Source organism: Methyloversatilis sp. (assembly GCF_030696805.1).
In the GTDB taxonomy this organism is placed as follows: Bacteria; Pseudomonadota; Gammaproteobacteria; order Burkholderiales; family Rhodocyclaceae; genus Methyloversatilis.
The window spans coordinates 51710-71217 of the sequence record NZ_JAUYRO010000053.1 but is presented as its reverse complement, the minus strand read 5'-3'; the positions used below and the strand labels follow the sequence as shown (position 1 = coordinate 71217).

The 19508-nt window shown below is 65.4% G+C and carries 16 protein-coding genes and 1 tRNA gene; 11 read left to right on the top strand and 6 right to left on the bottom strand.

Annotated features, from left to right (window positions below; translation table 11 throughout):
* Window positions 1–161: 161 nt before the first annotated feature.
* Both Q8R75_RS09600 and Q8R75_RS09595 read right to left on the bottom strand, forming a co-directional pair.
* The gene (locus Q8R75_RS09600) at window positions 162–926 is read right to left on the bottom strand and encodes a hypothetical protein (RefSeq protein ID WP_305614343.1); all 765 of its coding nucleotides are present in this window, start codon (window positions 924–926) and stop codon (window positions 162–164) included.
* Window positions 923–1717, bottom strand: a complete 795-nt coding sequence (locus Q8R75_RS09595; protein WP_305614342.1) for a M90 family metallopeptidase — start codon at window positions 1715–1717, stop codon at window positions 923–925. The genes Q8R75_RS09600 and Q8R75_RS09595 overlap by 4 nt, the downstream gene beginning before the upstream one ends.
* Window positions 1718–1798: 81 nt before the next feature.
* On the opposite strand from Q8R75_RS09595, the gene Q8R75_RS09590 reads away from it, so the two are divergent.
* Window positions 1799–1927, top strand: a complete 129-nt coding sequence (locus tag Q8R75_RS09590; RefSeq protein WP_305614341.1) for a hypothetical protein — start codon at window positions 1799–1801, stop codon at window positions 1925–1927.
* 146 nt (window positions 1928–2073) lie between these two features.
* Entirely contained in the window at window positions 2074–4272 is a 2199-nt protein-coding gene (locus tag Q8R75_RS09585; RefSeq protein WP_305614340.1) for a bifunctional (p)ppGpp synthetase/guanosine-3',5'-bis(diphosphate) 3'-pyrophosphohydrolase, read from the top strand.
* Window positions 4273–4400: 128 nt separating this feature from the next.
* On the opposite strand, the gene Q8R75_RS09580 is transcribed toward Q8R75_RS09585, so the two are convergent.
* Both Q8R75_RS09580 and Q8R75_RS09575 read right to left on the bottom strand, forming a co-directional pair.
* A complete protein-coding gene (locus Q8R75_RS09580) occupies window positions 4401–5609 on the bottom strand; it encodes a methyl-accepting chemotaxis protein (protein ID WP_305614339.1) in 1209 nt (402 codons plus the stop codon).
* 134 nt (window positions 5610–5743) lie between these two features.
* Window positions 5744–5818, bottom strand: a tRNA-Arg gene (locus Q8R75_RS09575).
* 82 nt (window positions 5819–5900) lie between these two features.
* Between Q8R75_RS09575 and Q8R75_RS09570 the strand changes: the two genes are divergently transcribed.
* Window positions 5901–7784 (top strand): ATP-binding cassette domain-containing protein, encoded by a 1884-nt coding sequence (locus Q8R75_RS09570; RefSeq protein WP_305614338.1) that lies wholly within the window; start codon window positions 5901–5903, stop codon window positions 7782–7784.
* A 35-nt stretch (window positions 7785–7819) separates the two neighbouring features.
* Here Q8R75_RS09570 and Q8R75_RS09565 read toward each other — a convergent pair whose 3' ends face one another.
* The gene (locus Q8R75_RS09565; protein WP_305614337.1) at window positions 7820–8683 is read right to left on the bottom strand and encodes an HDOD domain-containing protein; all 864 of its coding nucleotides are present in this window, start codon (window positions 8681–8683) and stop codon (window positions 7820–7822) included.
* 76 nt (window positions 8684–8759) lie between these two features.
* Entirely contained in the window at window positions 8760–8966 is a 207-nt protein-coding gene (locus tag Q8R75_RS09560; protein ID WP_305614336.1) for a hypothetical protein, read from the bottom strand.
* Window positions 8967–9051: 85 nt separating this feature from the next.
* Here Q8R75_RS09560 and earP point away from each other — a divergent pair, with 85 nt between their 5' ends.
* The 8 genes from earP to Q8R75_RS09520 all read left to right on the top strand — a co-directional run bounded on the left by earP (window position 9052) and on the right by Q8R75_RS09520 (window position 19466).
* A complete protein-coding gene (gene earP, locus Q8R75_RS09555; RefSeq protein WP_305614335.1) occupies window positions 9052–10215 on the top strand; it encodes an elongation factor P maturation arginine rhamnosyltransferase EarP in 1164 nt (387 codons plus the stop codon).
* Window positions 10216–10317: 102 nt separating this feature from the next.
* The gene (gene efp / locus Q8R75_RS09550) at window positions 10318–10875 is read left to right on the top strand and encodes an elongation factor P (RefSeq protein WP_305625977.1); all 558 of its coding nucleotides are present in this window, start codon (window positions 10318–10320) and stop codon (window positions 10873–10875) included.
* A 377-nt stretch (window positions 10876–11252) separates the two neighbouring features.
* A complete protein-coding gene (locus Q8R75_RS09545; RefSeq protein ID WP_305614333.1) occupies window positions 11253–12260 on the top strand; it encodes a hypothetical protein in 1008 nt (335 codons plus the stop codon).
* 28 nt (window positions 12261–12288) lie between these two features.
* Complete coding sequence (gene recJ / locus Q8R75_RS09540; protein WP_305614332.1) at window positions 12289–13980, top strand: single-stranded-DNA-specific exonuclease RecJ; 1692 nt, start codon at window positions 12289–12291, stop codon at window positions 13978–13980.
* A 182-nt stretch (window positions 13981–14162) separates the two neighbouring features.
* Window positions 14163–15506, top strand: coding sequence for a M48 family metalloprotease (locus Q8R75_RS09535; RefSeq protein ID WP_305614331.1), 1344 nt, complete (start codon window positions 14163–14165; stop codon window positions 15504–15506).
* A gap of 180 nt (window positions 15507–15686) precedes the next feature.
* Window positions 15687–16814, top strand: a complete 1128-nt coding sequence (locus Q8R75_RS09530) for a TRAP transporter substrate-binding protein (RefSeq protein ID WP_305614330.1) — start codon at window positions 15687–15689, stop codon at window positions 16812–16814.
* Window positions 16815–16911: 97 nt separating this feature from the next.
* Window positions 16912–17514 carry a TRAP transporter small permease subunit gene (locus Q8R75_RS09525; RefSeq protein WP_305614329.1) on the top strand — a complete coding sequence of 201 codons (603 nt, stop codon included), beginning with the start codon at window positions 16912–16914 and terminating at the stop codon, window positions 17512–17514.
* Window positions 17511–19466 (top strand): TRAP transporter large permease subunit, encoded by a 1956-nt coding sequence (locus Q8R75_RS09520; RefSeq protein ID WP_305614328.1) that lies wholly within the window; start codon window positions 17511–17513, stop codon window positions 19464–19466. Before Q8R75_RS09525 ends, Q8R75_RS09520 begins: the two co-directional genes overlap by 4 nt.
* Window positions 19467–19508 lie beyond the last annotated feature (42 nt).

Below are 19508 nucleotides of genomic sequence, written 5' to 3'. Positions count from 1 at the left end.
CTCGCCGCGATACGCACGCTGCACGACGATGGTCGCGGCACGATCGCGGCGAGGCCGCCGCTCCCACAGGGGCCGCTCCCACAATGCGCGCTCCGGCAGGGTCCCTTCACACATGCCGGTTTCGTCGAACCCTCCCACTCGACAACGCTCCCTGCTGCGGGTCAGCGCGACCAGGCCTGCATCGCGCGGCCTTCCGGCAGTTCGGTTTCGCCGCGCGGATTCAGTGGCCAGTGCCAACTGTCGTGCTGCCGCCAGCCAGACGCGCCAAGGCGTTCCGGCAGCCCGGGCAGCAGAATCATGTCGGCGGGTCCGGGCGGTGGATGGGTCTGCGCGTATTCGATGATCAGGCAGGCGTGCGCCGCCTTTTGCAGCGCCTCGACGTGCGCGTGCTGGAGGGCACGGCCGCGCCGCTCGACCTCGGGTTCGGCCAAGCCCTGCTGCAACAATGCGTCGCATGGCAGCAGCGGCAACTGGCTGAGCAGGTTGACCGACGCGCACCAGGCATCATCGGGCAGTGGCGGCGTTGCATCGCGCGGATCGCGCAAGGGGTCGGCAATCAGGCCGGTCACGTCCTGCATGACGCAAGCGACGCGCCCCGGGTAACGGCGCGCCGCGTCATGCGCCGCCGGCGCGAAGGAGACGTCGACCAGATCGATGCGTTCAAAGCAGTCGAGCAATTGATCGAGCGGAACATCGTGCAGAAGCCCGGCACCCATGATCCATGCGCGTTTCGGTGCGTCGCGTGCGCGGGTAGCCTGCCGTGCCGATGTCAGCAGCGCGGCGCGCGTGCGGGCCAGGTGATCGGCCCAATGCCGGCCCAGGCGCCGGTGGCGCACGACGAGCGCCGCCGCTTCCCGCCGGTAACCCAGGCGCCGGGCCGCGGGCAGGCAGTCAGTGCGCCACCAGGCGAACAGTTCGGCGATCACGGAAGGGCTTCGCCCCCGGGTGCGTGCAGCGCACGGGCGCGCGGCGCCGGATCCTGCCGGTAGAACAGCGCCAGTTGTGCATAAAGATCCGGCCACACGTCCTGGATCAGATCCGGAATTTCGAAGAAGCATTCCGACATGACGGCGAAGAATTCAGCCGGGCTTTCCGCTGCGTAGTCGTCGATGCCGGTTTCGACACCGGCTTCGATGTCGGCGCAGAAGCGCTGGTACGCGTCCGACCACACCCTCGCCCAGCGCGCCGTGCTCATGCCTTCGTGCAGCGGCGGCAGGCCGTCGGCGTCGCCATTGCGCATGTCGAGCTTGTGCGCGAATTCGTGGATCACCACATTCACGCCGTCGGCCGCGTGATCGTCCGGCTGCCAGGACAGCAGCACGGGCCCGCCGGCCCAGGCTTCGCCGATCAGCGGCTCCTGGTACTCATGCACCACGCCGGCGTCGTCCACGCTTTGCCGCGGCACCAGGAAGTCGCCCGGATAGAGCACCACGCCCACCCAGTCGTCGTACCAGTCCAGCCCCAGCCTGAGGATTGGCAGGCAGGCCTGCAGTGCGATCTCCACCAGCTGATCGTCGTGCAGCACCATGTCGTGCGCGCCGTGGAACTGCCGGCTGGCGATGAACTGGCGAGCCAGTTCTCGCAGCACCGGCCGGTCGGCCGGTTCGAGATAGTCGAGAAAGGGAAGCCGCGCCTCGATGCGCGCCCAGGTGTCAGGCGTTACCTCGGGCAGGTCGGCGTCGGCCGGCGCAAGCGCGCGTCTGAGCCAGTGAAACATTTGGCAATGGTCCTTGCTTGCGTAAGGTCGGGGGCGCGCCTATCGTACTGGCTCCGCAACCATGAAAGGAGGTGATCCGTGATGAAACGTCTCGCGATCCTGTTGGGGCTGGCGATGTTTGCGTCGTCCAGCGTTGTCATTGCATGCCCGGGCGATAAGCACGGCGACGCCAAACCCCAGAGCTCCCAACCGGACAAGCCGAAGACCTGATTCAGGACAACTGTCGTGAGACAGATGTCTGCGGGGCGGCCGAGCGATCGGCCGCCCCTTTTTCTTTCAGTCTGAGGTCTCCGCAGCATCTGTCCATGCTGCTGCGCCACAAGCCCCCGCATCCCTGATCAGCGATAATCCCGAACATGGTTTCCGTCGTCCATTCCCTCGTCAGCGCAGACACTGCCCGCAACACATTCGAATTGCTGGCCGACGGCCTGGGTGACGCCGACGCCGCCACATTGCGGGCCGCCCACGACCGCGTGGCGACGTTGTACGCCGGCCGCACGCTCGGCACCGGCGAGCCGATGCATGAACATGTGGTGGGTCAGGCGCTGATCTGCGCCTCGCTGCGGCTCGACCTCGAAACCCGACTCGCGGCGCTGCTGTTTCCGCTGCACGAGGTGATCGACGACGCCGATCAGCAGATTGCCGAACAGTACGGCCAGTCGGTCAGCGAGCTGGTTTCAGGCCTGCAGCGGCTCGATCATCTGCGACTGATCACCCGTTCGCATGCCACCAGGAGCACGACCGGCGCCGAGATCGGCAACCAGGCCGAGGTGCTGCGCAAGATGGTACTGGCCATGGTGGCAGATGTACGCGTCGTCATGCTGAGGCTGGCGTCGCGCGTGCAGAGCCTGCGCTGGCTCACGGTCAATCCGAACGAGCAGCGCATCGACATGGCGCGCGAATCGCTCGACATCTATGCGCCGCTCGCCAACCGGCTCGGCGTTTGGCAACTGAAGTGGGAGCTGGAAGACCTGTCCTTCCGCTTTCTCGAACCCGACACCTACAAGCGCATCGCCAGGCAGCTTGACGAGAAGCGCCTTGAACGCGAAGCCTTCATTGCCGACTCGATGACCCGGCTCCGGGCCGAGCTGGCGAGCGCCGGCATCAAGGCGGAAATCCAGGGCCGGCCGAAGCACATCTACAGCATCTGGAACAAGATGCGCGCCAAGCGCATCGAGTTCGCCGAGGTATACGACGTGCGCGCGCTGCGCGTGCTGGTCGACGAGGTGCGCGACTGCTACGCCGCGCTCGGCGTTGTGCACCAGCTGTGGCAACCGCTGCCGCGTGAATTCGACGACTACATCGCGCACCCGAAGGGCAACAACTACCGCTCGCTGCACACCGCCGTCGTGGCGCCGGACGGCCGCTCGCTCGAGGTGCAGATCCGCACGCGCGAGATGCACCAGCACGCCGAGATGGGTGTGGCGGCGCACTGGCGCTACAAGGAAGGTTCGGGCCAGGACAAGGACTACGACGACAAGATTGCCTGGCTGCGCCAATTGCTGTCATGGCGCGATGAAATCGCCGACCACTCGGAATGGGTGGAACAATTCAAGCGTGCCGCGCTCGACGACACGCTGTACGTGCTGACGCCGCAAGGCAAGGTGATTGACCTGCCGCAGGGTGCGACGCCGATCGACTTCGCCTACCGGCTGCACACCGATCTGGGCCATCGCTGCCGGGGTGCGCGCGTCAATGGTCAACTGGTGCCGCTCAATACGCCGCTCGACAACGGCCAGCGGGTGGAAATCATCTCCGCCAAACAGGGCGGGCCGTCGCGCGACTGGCTGAACCCGCAGCAGGGCTATATCGCGACCCATCAGGCGCGCGTGAAGGTACGGCGCTGGTTCGCCCAGATCGAAGAAGGCGAAACGCTGGCGCAGGGCCGAACATGGCTCACGCGCGAGTTGTCGCGCGAAGGCGCGGCGCAGACCAATCTGGACGAACTGGCGCAGAAGCTGGGCTACAACAGCGTTGACTCCATGCTGATCGCGTGCGCGCACGGCGAGGTCGGACCGCGCGCGATTCACGTCGCGCTCAAGGGTGAAGAGCCACTGCCGGAAGAACCGCTGATCAAGCCGCGCGCACCGCGTGCCGTCGGCGAACGCGGCGTGCTGGTGGAAGGTGTCGGCAAGCTGCTGACCCAGCTTGGGCGCTGCTGCAAGCCGGCACCGCCGGATCCGATTTCGGGCTTCGTCACGCGCGGGCGCGGTGTCGCCGTCCACCGCAGCGACTGCCCGAACTACATCAACATGGTGGCGCGCAACCCGGAACGGGTGGTCGACGCGCAGTGGGGCGAGATCGCCAGCCAGGATCCGGAATCGCGCTTCGCGGCCGACCTGCTGGTCGAGGCGCACGACCGGCAGGGCCTGCTGCGCGACATTTCCGAATTGCTGTCGCGCGAGCGCATCAACGTGACGGCGGTGAGCACGCTGTCGAAGGCCGACATGGCGCGTATGAGCTTCACGGTTGAAATCGCCAGCGTCGGCCAGATCCAGAAAATACTGACGCTGCTGCGTGACGTCGACGGCGTGGTCGAGGCGCGGCGCGGCTGAGCCGCTTGCCCCGGCGTGCCACCACGCGCCGCTCCAGGGTCTGTCCTCATTTGATTCGTACTCACGCTCGGCGCCCTGCGCGATGCACTCGGGCTGGCCGCTCGAACCGAATGAGCACAGCCCTTCACTCAGAAAAGTTCGACCTCGCCGGTCGACATCGCAGTCTTGCTGACTGCATTCAGGCTCATCACCTTGGTCGCTGCTTCGGCGTCGGCCAACAGTCTCGACAGCACTTCGTTGCGCTGGGTCACCCTCGACACGCCGTCGCGCTGCTCGACATCGCGGTGCGCATCAAAGACGCCATTCACGTAGTGCGACATCAACTGCGACTGTTCGCGCACCCGCGCCAGCACCTGATTCACCATGTCCTCGAACTGCATCGACACGATGCTCTGCATCACCGTGTCGTGGATGGCACCCGACAGCTCGTTCACGCGTTCGGCCTGCAGGGCCGCGTGACGGTTGATGTCCTCCATCCGGCGCCGCAACTGTTCCGCGTTGGCCTCGGCCGCGCGCGCCGAACCGATGTCGGTGCTGGCCGACATCGTCACGACCTGACCGGTTTCAATGATGGATTCATTCACGTGCTTGAGCAGCGTGCCGATTTCGTGGCTGAAGGATTCAGTGCGTTGCGCGAGCTTGCGCACTTCGTCGGCGACCACGGCGAAACCGCGCCCCGCTTCGCCGGCGCGCGCCGCTTCGATCGCCGCGTTCAACGCGAGCAGCGAAGTCTGGCGATTGATCTCGTTCACCTGGCCGATCAGGCCGCGTACCTGGTCGAGCTGTCCGCGCACGCCCTGAAAGCGTTCGGCGATGACGGTGCTGTCGGCGCCGAGCTTTTCCGCCGTGACGACGAACGCCGAAAGCGCTGTCTGGGTATCCTGGGCAAATTGTTCGATGTCGGCCCGGCGCTGCGCTTGTTCCTGATCTGCGGCCAGTGCCTGCAGCTGTTCCACCATCGCGCGCAGCGTCTCCTGCCCGCTGCTTTCGCGCAGCCGGCTCGCGGCGCCCGACACAATGCCCTGACTGTGTTCAAGTGAGCCCTGCAGGCGCTGGAACTGCTCGCGGCTGCCGGTGGCCAGGGCCGAACACAGTTCGTCGTAGCGATTCACGCTGTGGTCGATCTCCGCCATGCGGGCGGCCTGACGGGCCGCATGATGCCGACGCGCGCGCCGGCTCAGCACCTGCGACGCGATCAGGCTGACGATCGCTGCAGCCAGCAGCGCGGGAATCCATCCGGTCGTCAGCCCGGCTGCCGACAGTCCCGCCGCGGTGCCGCTCAGCACCAGACCTGCCCATACCGCGACGTCGTCGCCCCGCATCGACCGCATGCCCATGATTGCCCGTGTCCTGTCTGTTGGAATTGTTTGACCTGAGCGTAATCGGTCGATCTGGACCAAGTCTTGAACCGGCATTCGTGAGAATTGACCTAAGACGGCAAGATTGGCGGGAGGGCGGGAGGCGGACGATCTGGTGGCCCCAACAGGAATCGAACCTGTACCTACCCCTTAGGAGGGGGTTGTTGTATCCATTCAACTATGGAGCCGGCGGCCGCGATTGTACCCGGGTGACCGGCTTGCTGCGGTGCGGCGATATACTGCGGCGCCGCTCCACTTCCCGTATTCCCCATGCCACTGATCACCCTCGATAACGCCTGCCTTGCTTTTGGCGACGTGCCGCTGCTTGACCACACTGCACTGGTGGTGGAACCCGGCGAGCGGCTGGCGCTGATCGGGCGCAACGGCACCGGCAAGTCCAGCCTGCTGAAGATTCTCGCCGGCGACGCCACGCTCGACGACGGCACGTTCTGGCGCCAGCCCGGCATGAAGCTGGCCTATGTGTCACAGGAACCGAAATTCGAACCCGGTGCGCGTGTGTTCGACGCGATCGCGCAGGGACTGGGCGAACTGGCGCAACTTCTGATCGATTACCACGACGTGGCCGAAGCCATGGCCCACGGCGACGAAACCGTGTTCGACCGTATGTCCGAACTGCAGGACGCGCTCGAGCATCACCAGGCCTGGCGCTTCGAGCAACGCATCGAACAGGCGCTGGAGCGGCTTGCGCTGCCGGGCGACGCGAAGGTGGAATCGCTGTCTGGCGGCATGTTGAAGCGGGTAGCGCTGGCGCGCGCGCTGGTGGCCGAACCGGACATGCTGCTGCTCGACGAGCCGACCAACCACCTCGATCTCGACGGCATTGCCTGGCTGGAGTCGTTGCTGAACGACTTCCGCGGCGCCAGTCTGGTGATCACGCACGACCGGCGCTTTCTCGACAGCTTCGCCAGCCGCATCCTCGAACTGGACCGTGGCCAGCTGCGCAGCTACCCCGGCCGCTACGCCGAATACGTGGCACGCAAGGCGGACGAACTGTCCGCCGAGGCACTCGAATCGGCGCGCGCCGACAAGTTGCTGGCGCAGGAAGAGGTATGGATACGCAAGGGTGTCGAGGCGCGGCGCACGCGCGCCCAGTTCCGCGTCAAGCGGCTGGACGAGTTGCGCGCGCGGCGCGAGGCACGGCGTGACCAGATGGGCCGGGCACGCATCGAGGTCGATCGCGGCGAAGCATCGGGCCAGCTGGTGGCCGAACTGGAAGACGTCAGCAAAAGCTTCGGCGACAAGGTGGTGGTGCGCAACTTCACGGCGCGCATCGTGCGCGGCGACAAGGTCGGCTTCATCGGCCCGAACGGCGCCGGCAAAACAACGCTGCTCAAGCTCATCCTCGGTCAGCTGCAGGCCGACAGCGGCGTGGTACGCAACGGTACGCGCATCGAAGTGGCCTACTTCGACCAGTTCCGCAGCCAGCTCGACGATTCGGCCACGCTCGCCGAGGTGATCAGTCCGGGCTCGGACTTCGTCGAGATCGCAGGCAAGCGCACGCATGTGATCGGCTATCTGGGCGATTTCCTGTTCCCGCCTCAGCGTGCGCGCGCCAAGGTCGAGTCCTTGTCCGGCGGCGAGCGCAACCGCTTGCTGCTGGCACGGCTGTTCGCCCGGCCGGCCAATGTGCTGGTGCTCGACGAACCGACCAACGACCTCGACATGGAAACGCTGGATCTGCTCGAACAGCTGCTGCAGGACTACGACGGCACCGTTCTGCTGGTGTCGCACGACCGCGCCTTCCTCGACGCCGTGGTCACGCAGACCGTTGCCTACGAAGGCGACGGACGCTGGCGCGAATACATCGGCGGCTACACCGACTGGGTGGCGCAGCGCGCCACGGTGCAGGCCGCGGCCAGTGCGGCGGCGAAAGTCGCCAGCGCGCCGGCCGTGAGAGGCGACAAGCCGCTAGCCGCCGCCGCGAAATCAAAGCTCAGTTTCAAGGAACAGAAGGAACTTGAGGGGCTGCCCGACCTGATCGCCACACTGGAAGCCGAACAGGCGACGCTGACCGACCGCCTGTCGGCCGGTGCGGGGGCCGATGCAAGCAAGGTGTCCGCGCGTCTGGGTGAGCTGTCGGCCCTGATCGATCAGGCGATGGTGCGCTGGGAAGCGCTGGAAGCCAGGCGCTGAATCTGGCGCGTAGCCTGCGACGCCGAGCCCGAAGCTCAGGGCTGCTCGGGCTCGTCGGGCAACGCCGGCGGAGGCGAACCATCCATCGGCAACCCCAGCCGGCCGAGCAGGGTTTCGTGACTGACGCGCAGCAGCGCTTCGATTGCAGCGAAATCGTCCGGCAGCGCCGGATCATCCCAGCCCTTGGCGCTGTGGCGCGCCAGATCGATCGCCAGCGACACGTTGCGGGTGCGCGGCGTGGCCGCATGCCGACCATCCATCAGCTCGACCAGCAGTGACGGCAGCTTCCAGGCGCGCACCAGTGCGAGCTGGAGTTCATGCGCGGTGACGTTGAATACCGCCTTTTGCGCGGCTGCCGTGCGCATGCCCGGGTTGGCGCGCAGCAGGTCGCGCAGGTCGAGCGACAGCTTGGGCGCAAACACCCAGCACAGTACTTCCGCGACGTCGTGCAGCAGCGTCGCGACGGTGATTTCGTCCACATCCATGTCGTGCCGCATGAGCGCCCACTCACGGGCCCAGCTGGTGGCGCGGCGGGCGCGAGCAATGACGCGCATGACGCCCAGCAGCGCCTGCGGATGCCCGTGCAGATGATCTTCCAGCGTGGGCAGGCCATCGAAATGATTGAAGAAGGGCGAAATGCCGATCATCATCAGCGCCCGCTCGATGGTCGTGATGTCGTGATGCTGGCTGTGACGATTGCGCGATTCAATGAAGGCGAGCACCCGCAGCGTCATCAGCGGGTCGTGCAGCACGACCTGGGCGATGCTGCGCGCGCTGACCGAGCTTTCCTTCTCGCGCAATACGGCCAGTTCGCGCACGGTGCGTGCGAGAACCGGCAGGGGCTTGTCCCCCATGTACGCCACCCAGCCGTCTAGGGTGGCGATAGAAATATCGCGCATGATTCAGGTCCTTCGTTCAGATGACCTGTTTACGGCCGGGACACCCGCCGGCTGAACGGTGGCCGCGATGCGCGGTTCAATCCTCGTCGTCGTCGATCGCCGTGTCGCCCGCCCAGTCGTCATTGTCGGCCTCGCCATCGGCCTCGGCAACCAGCGCCATCGCATTGATCTGGGCGATCTGGTCGAGCAGGCTCGGCATCGGCGGAATGTGTTCGCCGGCCTGCAGGGTGCGGTGAGTGTGGCGAAAACCGAGTGCTTCGGACGTCGGACGCTGCATGGGCATGACTGGACTCCTTGAGCGGGCAGGTAATGACGGATGATGTCGGATACCTTTTCCTTTACGACGACCGGATTCAGGACTTGAAGGCATGTCGCACCCTGTCACGCAAGATTCATCACGGAAGCGGTCGCTGCCCCGGCCAGAAGCCGATCTGTTCTGCCGCGTCATCGACAATTTCGGAGATATCGGCGTGTGCTGGCGGCTGGCGCGCTGCCTGGCGCGCGACCATGGCTGGCACGTCAGACTGTGGGTCGATGCACCCGATGCGCTGACGCGCATCAAGCCGCACGGCGCCGCCGAACCGGGTATCGAAGTCCTGCATTGGACCGACGACGCCACGACCTGCGTGCCCGCCGGCTGCGTCATCGAAGCTTTCGCCTGCGACCTGCCGCCGGCTTTCGTCACGGCCATGGCGGCGCAGCACCCGCCGCCACGCTGGATCAATCTCGAATACCTGAGTGCTGAAGACTGGGTCGAGGACTGCCATGGCCTGCCGTCGCACGACGCGGCGAGCGGGCTGACCAAGCGCTTCTTCTTTCCCGGTTTTACCGCGCGCACCGGTGGCCTGCTGCGCGAGCGCGACCTGCCGGCGCAGCGCGACGCCTGGCTGGCCGATACCGCTGCCCGGAAGCGCGATCTGGCGCGACTTGGCGTGACGGTCGACGGCGGGGCGCTGCAGCTTTCGCTGTTCAGCTACGAAAGCCCATCGATCGCGACGCTGATCGATGCCCTCGCGGCGCATGCGCAACCGGTGCAACTGTGGGTGCCGGAAAGCCGGTCGCTGACGGTGGCGGCCGAGGCACTCGGTCGGGCATTGCGCGCCGGGGACGTCGTACGGCGCGGCGCGCTCTCGCTGCACGTACTCGCCTTCATGGACCAGGACGATTACGACCATCTGCTGTGGCAGTGCGACCTGAACATTGTCCGTGGCGAAGATTCATTCGTGCGCGCACAGTGGGCCGCCCGGCCCATGCTGTGGCACATCTACCCGCAGGACGCGGGCGCCCACCTTCCCAAGCTCGACGCCTTCCTCGACCGCCATGCCGAAGGCCTGCCCGACGAAGTGGCGACACGCCTGCGGGCGCTTCATCGCGGCTGGAACAGCGCAGCTGCGGTGTCGGTTGAAGACTGGCAGGCGGTGCTCGGCGACCTGCCGCGACTGGTATCGCATGCACGATGGAGGGCGGCCATGCTGGCGGCTCAGGACGACCTCGCGACACAGCTTGTGATGTTTAATCAACCACCTATATAATGCCGGGTTTGCCGCAGCGGGCGTTGCAACAGGGGTTGCAAAGGTTCGATCTGTACATCGGCGGCTTTCAATCACAACCCTCCCCACAGGAACGAACCCTGCATGAAAACCGCTCAGGAACTGCGCGCCGGCAACGTCGTGAAAATCGGCAGCGAAGCCATGGTTGTACTCAAGGCCGACTACAACAAATCCGGCCGCAACTCGGCCGTCGTCAAGCTGAAGATGAAGAACCTGCTGACCGGCTCCGGTCAGGAAACCGTCTATAAAGCCGATGACAAGTTCGACGTGGTCATCCTCGAGCGGCGCGAAGTCACCTACTCGTACTTTGCCGACCCGATGTACACGTTCATGGATGGAGACTACAACCAGTATGAAGTCGACGCCGAGAACATGGGCGACGCACTGAATTACGTCGAAGACGGCATGGCCTGCGAAGTGGTGTTTTACGAAGGCCGTGCGATTTCGGTCGAATTGCCGAACTCGGTGGTGCGCGAAATCACCTACACCGAACCGGGTGTCAAGGGCGACACCTCGGGCAAGGTGCTCAAGCCGGCCAAGATCAACACCGGCTTCGAAGTGTCGGTGCCGCTGTTCTGCGAAATCGGCGACAAGATCGAAATCGACACCCGTACCGGCGAGTACAAGAACCGCGTGAAGTAAGTCGTTCGATCGAAGCCGTACCGGAAAGCCCCGCCCAGAGCGGGGCTTTTCTTTTGGGAAGGGGATCCGGATGCCTCTCACCGCCGGCCGGCGGCGGGGGCGGAGGGTGGTGACGGCTCTTCGTGGGAGCGACACCTGTGCGGCGTCCCCGCCGCGATCCGTGCTGCGACGTTCGCTGTGCGAAGTCCGTATCGCGGCGGGGACGCCGCTCCCACAGAAACCTCGCCGATCGCCGTCCACAAAGCCGACTGGCCATGAAGAGCCAGCCGTGGGTCGCCGCTCCCACACAGGCCGCTCCCAAGGCATCCACTCCGACCGGGCCACTGCCTCGGTCCATGCAAGCCACGAAGTCCGGCCGGCCGGCGGGGTACACTTGCATGATGTCCCTGCACATCGTTCTGCCCGGCCTGCTTTGGCCCCCCTCTCCGCAACATCCACCCGCACTGCTGTCGCTGAAGACGCCGGCGCTGTCGCGTCTGGCAGGTTGCGGCACCACTTTGCGGCGGCCGGCGCTGGCGGCCGAATACCTGCTGGCGTCACTGTTCGGGCTGGATGAGCGGGCTCCGTTCGGCGCGCTGCGTCGTGCCGGCCAGGGCGAGGCGGTCAACAGCCGGCAGTGGTTGGCGGCCGATGCCGTACATCTTCGCTTCGCACGCGACGCGCTGCTGCTGACCGATGGGCCCGATGTGGCACCTGACGCCGAGGAGGCCGCCGCGCTGTGCGCGTCGTGGAACGCCCACTTCGCCAATGTCGGCTGGCTCTACATGGGCGCCGGCGGCCACGGCCATCTGGCGCTGCATGAGGCCATTTCGGTCATCACCACGCCGCCTGGCGGTGCGCTAGGGCGCAAGATCGACGTGCGCCTGCCATCCGGTTCGGATGGCGCCAGGGTGCGTCAGTGGATGAACGAAACGCAGATGCTTTTTCATAGCCATCCGGTGAATGCCGCGCGTGAAGAAGCCGGGCGTCCGGCCATCAACAGCCTTTGGTTCTGGGGCGCAGGCGTGGCGGTCGCGCGCGCGCAGGCCAGGCCGATCCAGGTGTGGTCCGACAATGCGCTGGCGCGTGGCATGGCACTGGCTGCCGGCGTGCGCACCGCACCGCTGCCGGCCCAGGTCGGCGTGGCGCTGCTGCCCGACAATCTCGTGGTGCTCGACTGCGCGCTGGCGCCCTCGCTCTATCTCGATGCCGAAGCCTGGACAGACGCTGCCCGCGCGCTCGACACACAGTGGATTGCGCCGGCGCTGGCCGCACTCAAGCGCGGCGATGTGCAGACGCTAACCCTGACACTGAGCGGCGACAGCGGCCGCGTCGATGTCACCGTGCACCGGCGCGATCTGATGAAGTTCTGGCGCCGTCCCTTTTCCGTCGTTCCGTCGCGCTGACGCGCGGCCCCTGCCTGCCGGAATTCCGATGACCTGCATCAAGAACCGCCCCGTCCCGCTGCGCAGCAGCGAAATGCTCGCCCAGCAGGGCGTGCACCCTCTGCTGGCCCGCCTGTACGCCGCGCGTGGCGTGCAGGACCGCAGCCAGATCGACTATTCGCTCAAGGCGCTGTTGCCGCCGGATTCGATGCGCGGGCTGGCCGACGCGGCGGTCATGCTGGCGGACGCGATCGAAGCCGACGCCCGGTTGCTGATCGTCGCCGACTATGACTGCGATGGCGCGACCGCGTGCGCGATCGGCATCCGGGCGCTGCGCGCCATGGGTGCCAACGTGAGCTATCTGGTGCCGAACCGCTTCGAGTATGGCTACGGCCTGACGCCGGAAATCGTCGATCTGGCAGCGCACGCCGAACCGGACATGCTCATCACCGTGGACAACGGCATCGCCAGCGTCGAGGGCGTAGCGCGGGCGAACGAACTCGGCATGTCGGTACTGGTGACCGACCATCACCTGCCGGGCGACAAACTGCCGGCGGCCGACGTCATCGTCAATCCGAACCAACCCGGCTGTGACTTCCCGAGCAAGGCCATCGCCGGCTGCGGCGTCATGTTCTACGTCATGCTGGCGCTGCGCGCCGAACTGCGCAGCCGCGGCGCCTTCGACGGCCGGGAAGCACCGAATCTGGGCAATCTGCTTGATCTGGTGGCGCTCGGCACCGTGGCCGACGTGGTCAAGCTGGACCACAACAACCGCATTCTGGTCACCCAGGGCATGCAACGCATCCGCGCCGGCAACATGGTGCCCGGGCTGCGCGCGCTGTTCGCCGCGGCCGGGCGCGAGCCATCGCAGGCACAGTCCTTCGACCTCGGCTTTGCGCTCGGGCCACGGCTGAACGCGGCCGGCCGGCTGTCGGACATGTCGCTCGGCATCGAATGCCTGATCACCGACGACTTCGCGCGCGCGCTCGGTCTGGCGCAGCAGCTCGATGCGATCAACCGCGAACGGCGCGAAATCGAACAGGGCATGCAGGAAGATGCCGAGGCGCAACTGGCCGGCATCGACATCGGCGAATCGAAGTCGTTGTCGCTGTTCCACCCGGACTGGCACCAGGGCGTCATCGGCATCGTCGCCTCGCGCATCAAGGAGCGCGCGCATCGCCCGACCATCGCTTTCGCACGCGGCCACGAGGGGGAAGTCAAGGGCTCGGGCCGTTCGATTCCCGGCCTGCACCTGCGGGACGCGCTCGACCTGGTGTCCAAGCGCGAACCTGGCCTGATCATCCGCTTCGGCGGCCATGCCATGGCGGCCGGCCTGACGCTGCTGGAGAACGATCTCGACCGCTTTCGAGCCGCCTTCGAACAGGCGGTCGCCACGATGGTGGAACCTTCGGCGCTGACCCGCACCATAGAAACCGACGGTGCGCTGGAAGCGTCGCTGATGAACCTCAACGCGGCGACGTTGATCGAAGCTGAGATATGGGGCCAGGGCTTTCCGCCGCCGGTGTTTTCCGATCACTTCGAAGTACGCAATCAGCGTCTGCTGAAGGACAAGCACCTCAAGCTCTCCCTGGTGAAGGACGGCGCAAGTTTCGACGCCATCTGGTTCAACCGCGCGGAACCCCTGCCGGCCCGTGTCAACGCGGCCTACCGGCTGGACGTGAACGAATACCAGGGCGTGCGTCGCATACAGTTGATGGTGGAACACGCAGAGCCAGCGTGAGCGATGTGCCGGCCAACGAAGCTCTCACGAAGGTCTCGTCTTTCGCAGGAGCCTGCCCTGCAGACGATCCGGCCTCGAAATGAACGCCGTCGTCTGATCAAAGTTTGCAAATCGCCTGCGGAGTAGCGCCCGCGGGGAGGTATTCGCAGGCCGCACCCAGAATCTTCTAAAGGACCGACCACATGTCACATGACCGCTACTTCCGCCGCGAAATGTCACGCCGCGACTTCCTCTGGCTGTCCGGCATTGCCGGCGCCGCGGTGACGCTGCCTCAGCTGACCGGCTGTGCGACCGACCCGATCACCGGCAAGCAGGTCGTTGTCGGTATGTCCGAGGAAAGTGAGCTGGGCATCGACCGCCAGCATTCGCCCAAGCAGTTCTCGGCTGACTACGGTGCGGTGCAGGACAACGCGCTGAACCGCTACGTGAACAACCTCGAATTGTCGCTCGCGAAGAACACGCATCGGCCGGAGGTGCCTTACAACGCACGCGTCGTGAACGCCAATTACATCAACGCCTACACCTTCCCCGGCGGCAGCATGGCGGTCACGCGCGGCATCATGCTGGACATGGACAGCGAGGACGAGCTGGCCGCCCTGCTCGGCCATGAAACAGGCCACGTCAATGCGCGCCACAGCGCGAAACAGGCCGGCCGCTCGATGATGGCCCAGGTCGGCGCGACAGCGGTGAATGTCGCGGTGGCGATGTCCGACTACCGCGGCGCCGCACCGCTGGCCAATATCGCGACCCAGGTCGGCGCCAGTGCGCTGCTCGCCGGCTACTCGCGCAGCGACGAGCGCCAGGCCGACGCGCTGGGCCTGGAATACATGACCAAGGCCGGCTATAACCCGGACGGGATGGTGAATCTGATGGACATGCTGCGCAGCCAGAACAAGGCCAAGCCCAGTCTGCTGCAGACCATGTTCTCGTCGCATCCGATGTCCGACGAGCGTTACGCCACGGCCGAGCGCGAGGCGCACGGCACCTATGGTGCGCTGCGCAACAAGAAGCTGTCGCGCGAACGCTATATGGACAACACGGCGTCGCTGCGCCGCATCGCGCCGGCCATCAAGGCGCAGCAGGACGGCGAATCGTTGATGGCGAAGAAATCGATTGAAGAGGCCGAAGGCAATTTCGCCCGGGCGCTCAAGGCGGCGCCGGACGACTACTGCGGCAACGTGTTGATGGGCAAGTGCCTGATTGCGCAGAAACAGTATGACGATGCGGATCGTCACTTCGCGCGCGCGGCAGAGATCTATCCGGGCGAAGGCCAGGCGCTGTACCAGCGCGGCGTATCGAAGCTTGCACTGAACCGGCCGCAGGAGGCACTGGCATCGTTCAATGCCTACGACCGCATCCTGCCGGGCAACCCGTCCACGCTGTTCCTGAAGGGTGTTGCCTACGAAACCATGCAGGACAAGCGCAACGCCAGCCAGCACTACGCGGCCTACATCCGCAGCGGCAACAAGGACGCGCAGGCGCAGTTTGCGTTTCAGCGACTGCAGAACTGGGGCCTGGTCAAGTAAGGAAACCGTAAGGCAGAAAATATACGGTGCGCCCGCTCACGGAGCGACGCTGCAGTGCGCCTTGTCGTGGCCGGTACGGCGGGGTTAGCATCGTCACGCGTCGTATCTGTACGGCACACGGCGATCATTGCACCGCACAGCACGATGCGGTCACAACAACGACGATGAGGAGAGTACGACATGTCCGAACAGAACAAGCCCCAGGCAGCCCGCAGAAACTTCCTGGCCAGAGCCGCCGGCACCGCAGCCGGTACGGCGGCAGTGGCCTTCCCGGGCATTTCGGTCGCCCAGTCGCCGATCACGCTGCGTTTCCAGTCCACCTGGCCAGCGAAAGACATCTTCCACGAATTCGCCCAGGACTACGCCAAGCGGGTCAATGACATGTCGGGTGGCCGGCTGAAGATCGACGTACTGCCCGCCGGCTCGGTGGTCAAGGCATTCGATCTGCTGGATGCGGTCAACAAGGGCACGCTCGATGGCGGCCACGGCGTGATTGCCTACTGGTACGGCAAGAATTCCGCGCTGGCTCTGTGGGGCTCCGGTCCGGCCTTCGGCATGGACGCCAACATGGTGCTGGCGTGGCACGAATTCGGTGGCGGCAAGGCGCTGCTGGAAGAAATCTACAAGAGCCTCAACATGGACGTCGTGTCCTACATGTACGGCCCGATGCCGACTCAACCGCTCGGCTGGTTCAAGAAGCCGGTGTCGAAGGCGGAAGACATGAAGGGCCTGAAGTTCCGCACCGTCGGCCTGTCGATCGACGTGTTCACCGACATGGGCGTGTCCGTCAACGCGCTGCCCGGCGGCGAAATCGTCCCGGCAATGGACCGCGGCCTGCTCGACGCAGCCGAGTTCAACAACGCGTCGAGCGATCAGGTGCTCGGCTTCCCCGACGTGTCCAAGGTGTGCATGCTGCAGAGCTTCCACCAAGCGTCGGAACAGTTCGAAATCCTGTTCAACAAGAAGCGCCTCGATGCCCTGGCACCGGACCTGCGCGCCATCATCGCGTCTGCCGTTCCGGCTGCTTCGGCCGAAATGTCGTGGAAGGCGATCGACCGTTACTCCACGGCCTACATGGAAATGCGCGACAAGCAGGGCGTGAAGTTCTACAAGACGCCGGACCCGATCCTGAAGGCGCAACTGGCCGCGTGGGACAAGGTGACCGACAAGAAGGCATCCGAAAACCCGCTGTTCGCCAAGGTGCTTGAATCGCAGCGCACGTTCGCGAAGCGCGCCGCTGCATGGCAGAACGACACCACCGTCAATTTCCGCATGGCCTACGACCACTTCTTCTCGAAGAAGGGCTGAGCCCGCTCGGTAGGTGACAGACCGGCGCTCCGGAACGGGGCGCCGGTTTTTTCATTGCAGGCATCGATGCGCGTGCCTGCCGGATCAGGAAACCGCCATGCAACAACTGCTGCTGCGCATAGACCGATTCAACACCCTGGTCGGACACGCCTTTGCGTGGACCGTGGTGCTGCTGACACTTGTCATCACCTGGGAAGTCTTCTCCCGCTACGTGCTGAACACGCCGCACGCCTGGGTGTTCGACGCCACCTACATGCTTTACGGCACGCTGTTCATGATGGCCGGCGCCTACACGCTGGCCGCCAGCGGACACGTGCGCGGCGACGTGCTGTACGGGTTCTTCCGCCCGCGCACCCAGGCCACGCTGGACCTCATCCTGTACTTCGTGTTCTTCATTCCGGGCGTGCTGGCGCTGTGCTGGGCCGGCTGGGACTTCGCGTCCGAATCCTGGGTGATCAACGAACACTCTTCAGTGTCGGCCGACGGCCCGCCGATCTATCCGTTCAAGGCCATCATTCCGCTGGCCGGTGCCTCGCTGATGCTGCAGGGCGTGGTGGAAATCCTGCGCTGCATCATCTGCATCCGCCAGGGTGAATGGCCGTCGCGCGTGCGGGACGTGGAGGAAGTCGACGTCGAGAAGCTGCGCCACATGGTGCACGCCGACCTGCCTGAAGAGGCGTCTGCCGGGAGTGCGAAATGAGGAAGGAACTGCGTTTCGGCTTCGGCCTGATGGCAATCATCATTGCCGCCACGGCCATCCTGATGCCCGCGCCGTCGGAATGGACGAGCGGCCATCTGGGCCTGCTGATGCTGGCGCTCGTCGTGGTGGCCATCATGCTGGGCTTTCCGACCGCCTTCACGCTGATGGGCATGGGCGTCATCTTCGCCTGGCTGGCCTACCGCTCGCAGAACCCGGATATCGCGACCCAGCAGACGCTCGACCTGATGGTGCAGCGCGCGTTTTCGGTCATGACCAACGACGTGCTGATATCGATCCCCCTATTCGTTTTCATGGGCTATCTGGTCGAGCGCGCCAACCTGATCGAAAAGCTGTTCAAGAGCCTGCATCTGGCGATGTCGCGCCTGCCCGGCTCGCTGGCCATCGCCACGCTGGTGACCTGCGCCATCTTCGCAACAGCGACCGGCATCGTCGGTGCGGTGGTCACGCTGATGGGTCTGCTGGCGCTGCCGGCCATGCTGCGCGCCGGCTACGACGTGCGGCTGTCGGCCGGCGTCATCACGGCCGGTGGCTGTCTGGGCATCCTGATTCCGCCGTCGGTCATGCTCATCGTCTATGGGGCGACGGCCGGCGTGTCGGTCGTCAAACTGTATGCCGGCGCCTTCTTCCCCGGGCTGATGCTGGCCGGCCTGTACATGGTGTATGTGATCATCATGGCGAAGCTGCGCCCCGACTGGGCGCCGCCGCTGCCCGAGGCCGAACGGCACGTTCCGCTGCCGGCGCTGGCGACGCAGGTGGCGCGCCAGTACGGCTCGCGTGCCCTGCCCTCGCTGCTGGCCGCGGTGAAAGGGCCGCGCAACGCCGATGTGCCGATGGGCAATCTGCTCGGCCAGCTCGGGCTCGCGCTGCTGCCGCTGATCGCGGTGGCGGTGTCGCTGTTTGCCATCCACAGCTCAATGACGGCAGTCAGGGTGATCGACGAGGTACCGGCCGGACTCGAATCGTTCGAAAGCAGCTACTCGTCTTCATCGCTGGCCGAGCCGGACAGCGATGGCGGGTTGAGCGAGCCGCCACTGGAAGCCGGCGTATCCGAGCCCCCGCAGGAAGCAGGCCTCGCAGAACCGCCGGGGGCGGCGCCGATGGCTGCCGAAACGCCTGCACCCTCGCTGGCCGAGCCCGGCGCCGAAGCGCCTGCAAGCGATGAGACACCCGCAGCGCCGGCCGCCCCGTCGAGCTTCTGGGTCGCCTGTGCCATCTGCGCCGTACTGCTGATCGCGTTCTACGCCATCCTCAGCTTCGAGCGGCTGGAAATCTTCAAGATGCTGCTGTCGTCCTTCTTTCCGCTGGCCGTGCTCATCCTGGCGGTGCTCGGCTCCATCGTGTTCGGACTGGCGACACCGACCGAGGCGGCGGCGATCGGCGCCTTCGGCGGCGCGTTGCTGGCGGCCGCCTACGGCCAGCTGAATTTCGGCGTGATCAAGGAGTCGGTGTTCCTGACCGCCAAGACCTCGGCCATGGTGTGCTGGCTGTTCGTCGGCAGCGCCATCTTCTCGGCCGCTTTCGCGCTGCTCGGCGGTCAGGATCTGGTGGAGAAATTCGTGCTGTCGATGGACCTCACACCGATCCAGTTCATGATCCTCGCGCAGTGCATCATCTTCATCCTCGGCTGGCCGCTGGAATGGACCGAAATCATCGTCATCTTCATGCCGATCTTCGTGCCGCTGCTGGCGCACTTCAACATCGACCCACTATTTTTCGGCCTGCTGGTGGCGATCAATCTGCAGACTGCCTTCCTGTCGCCCCCGGTGGCGATGTCGGCGTTTTACCTGAAGGGCGTGGCGCCGTCGCACGTGACGCTGAACCAGATCTTCTCCGGCATGCTGCCGTTCATGGGCATCCAGGTGATCATGCTCATCCTGCTCTACATGTTCCCCGGCATCGGCCTGTGGCTGCCGAACTATCTGTACAACTGATGTAACCGTTACAGCTTGATGCGCAGGTGCCAGCGCGCCTGC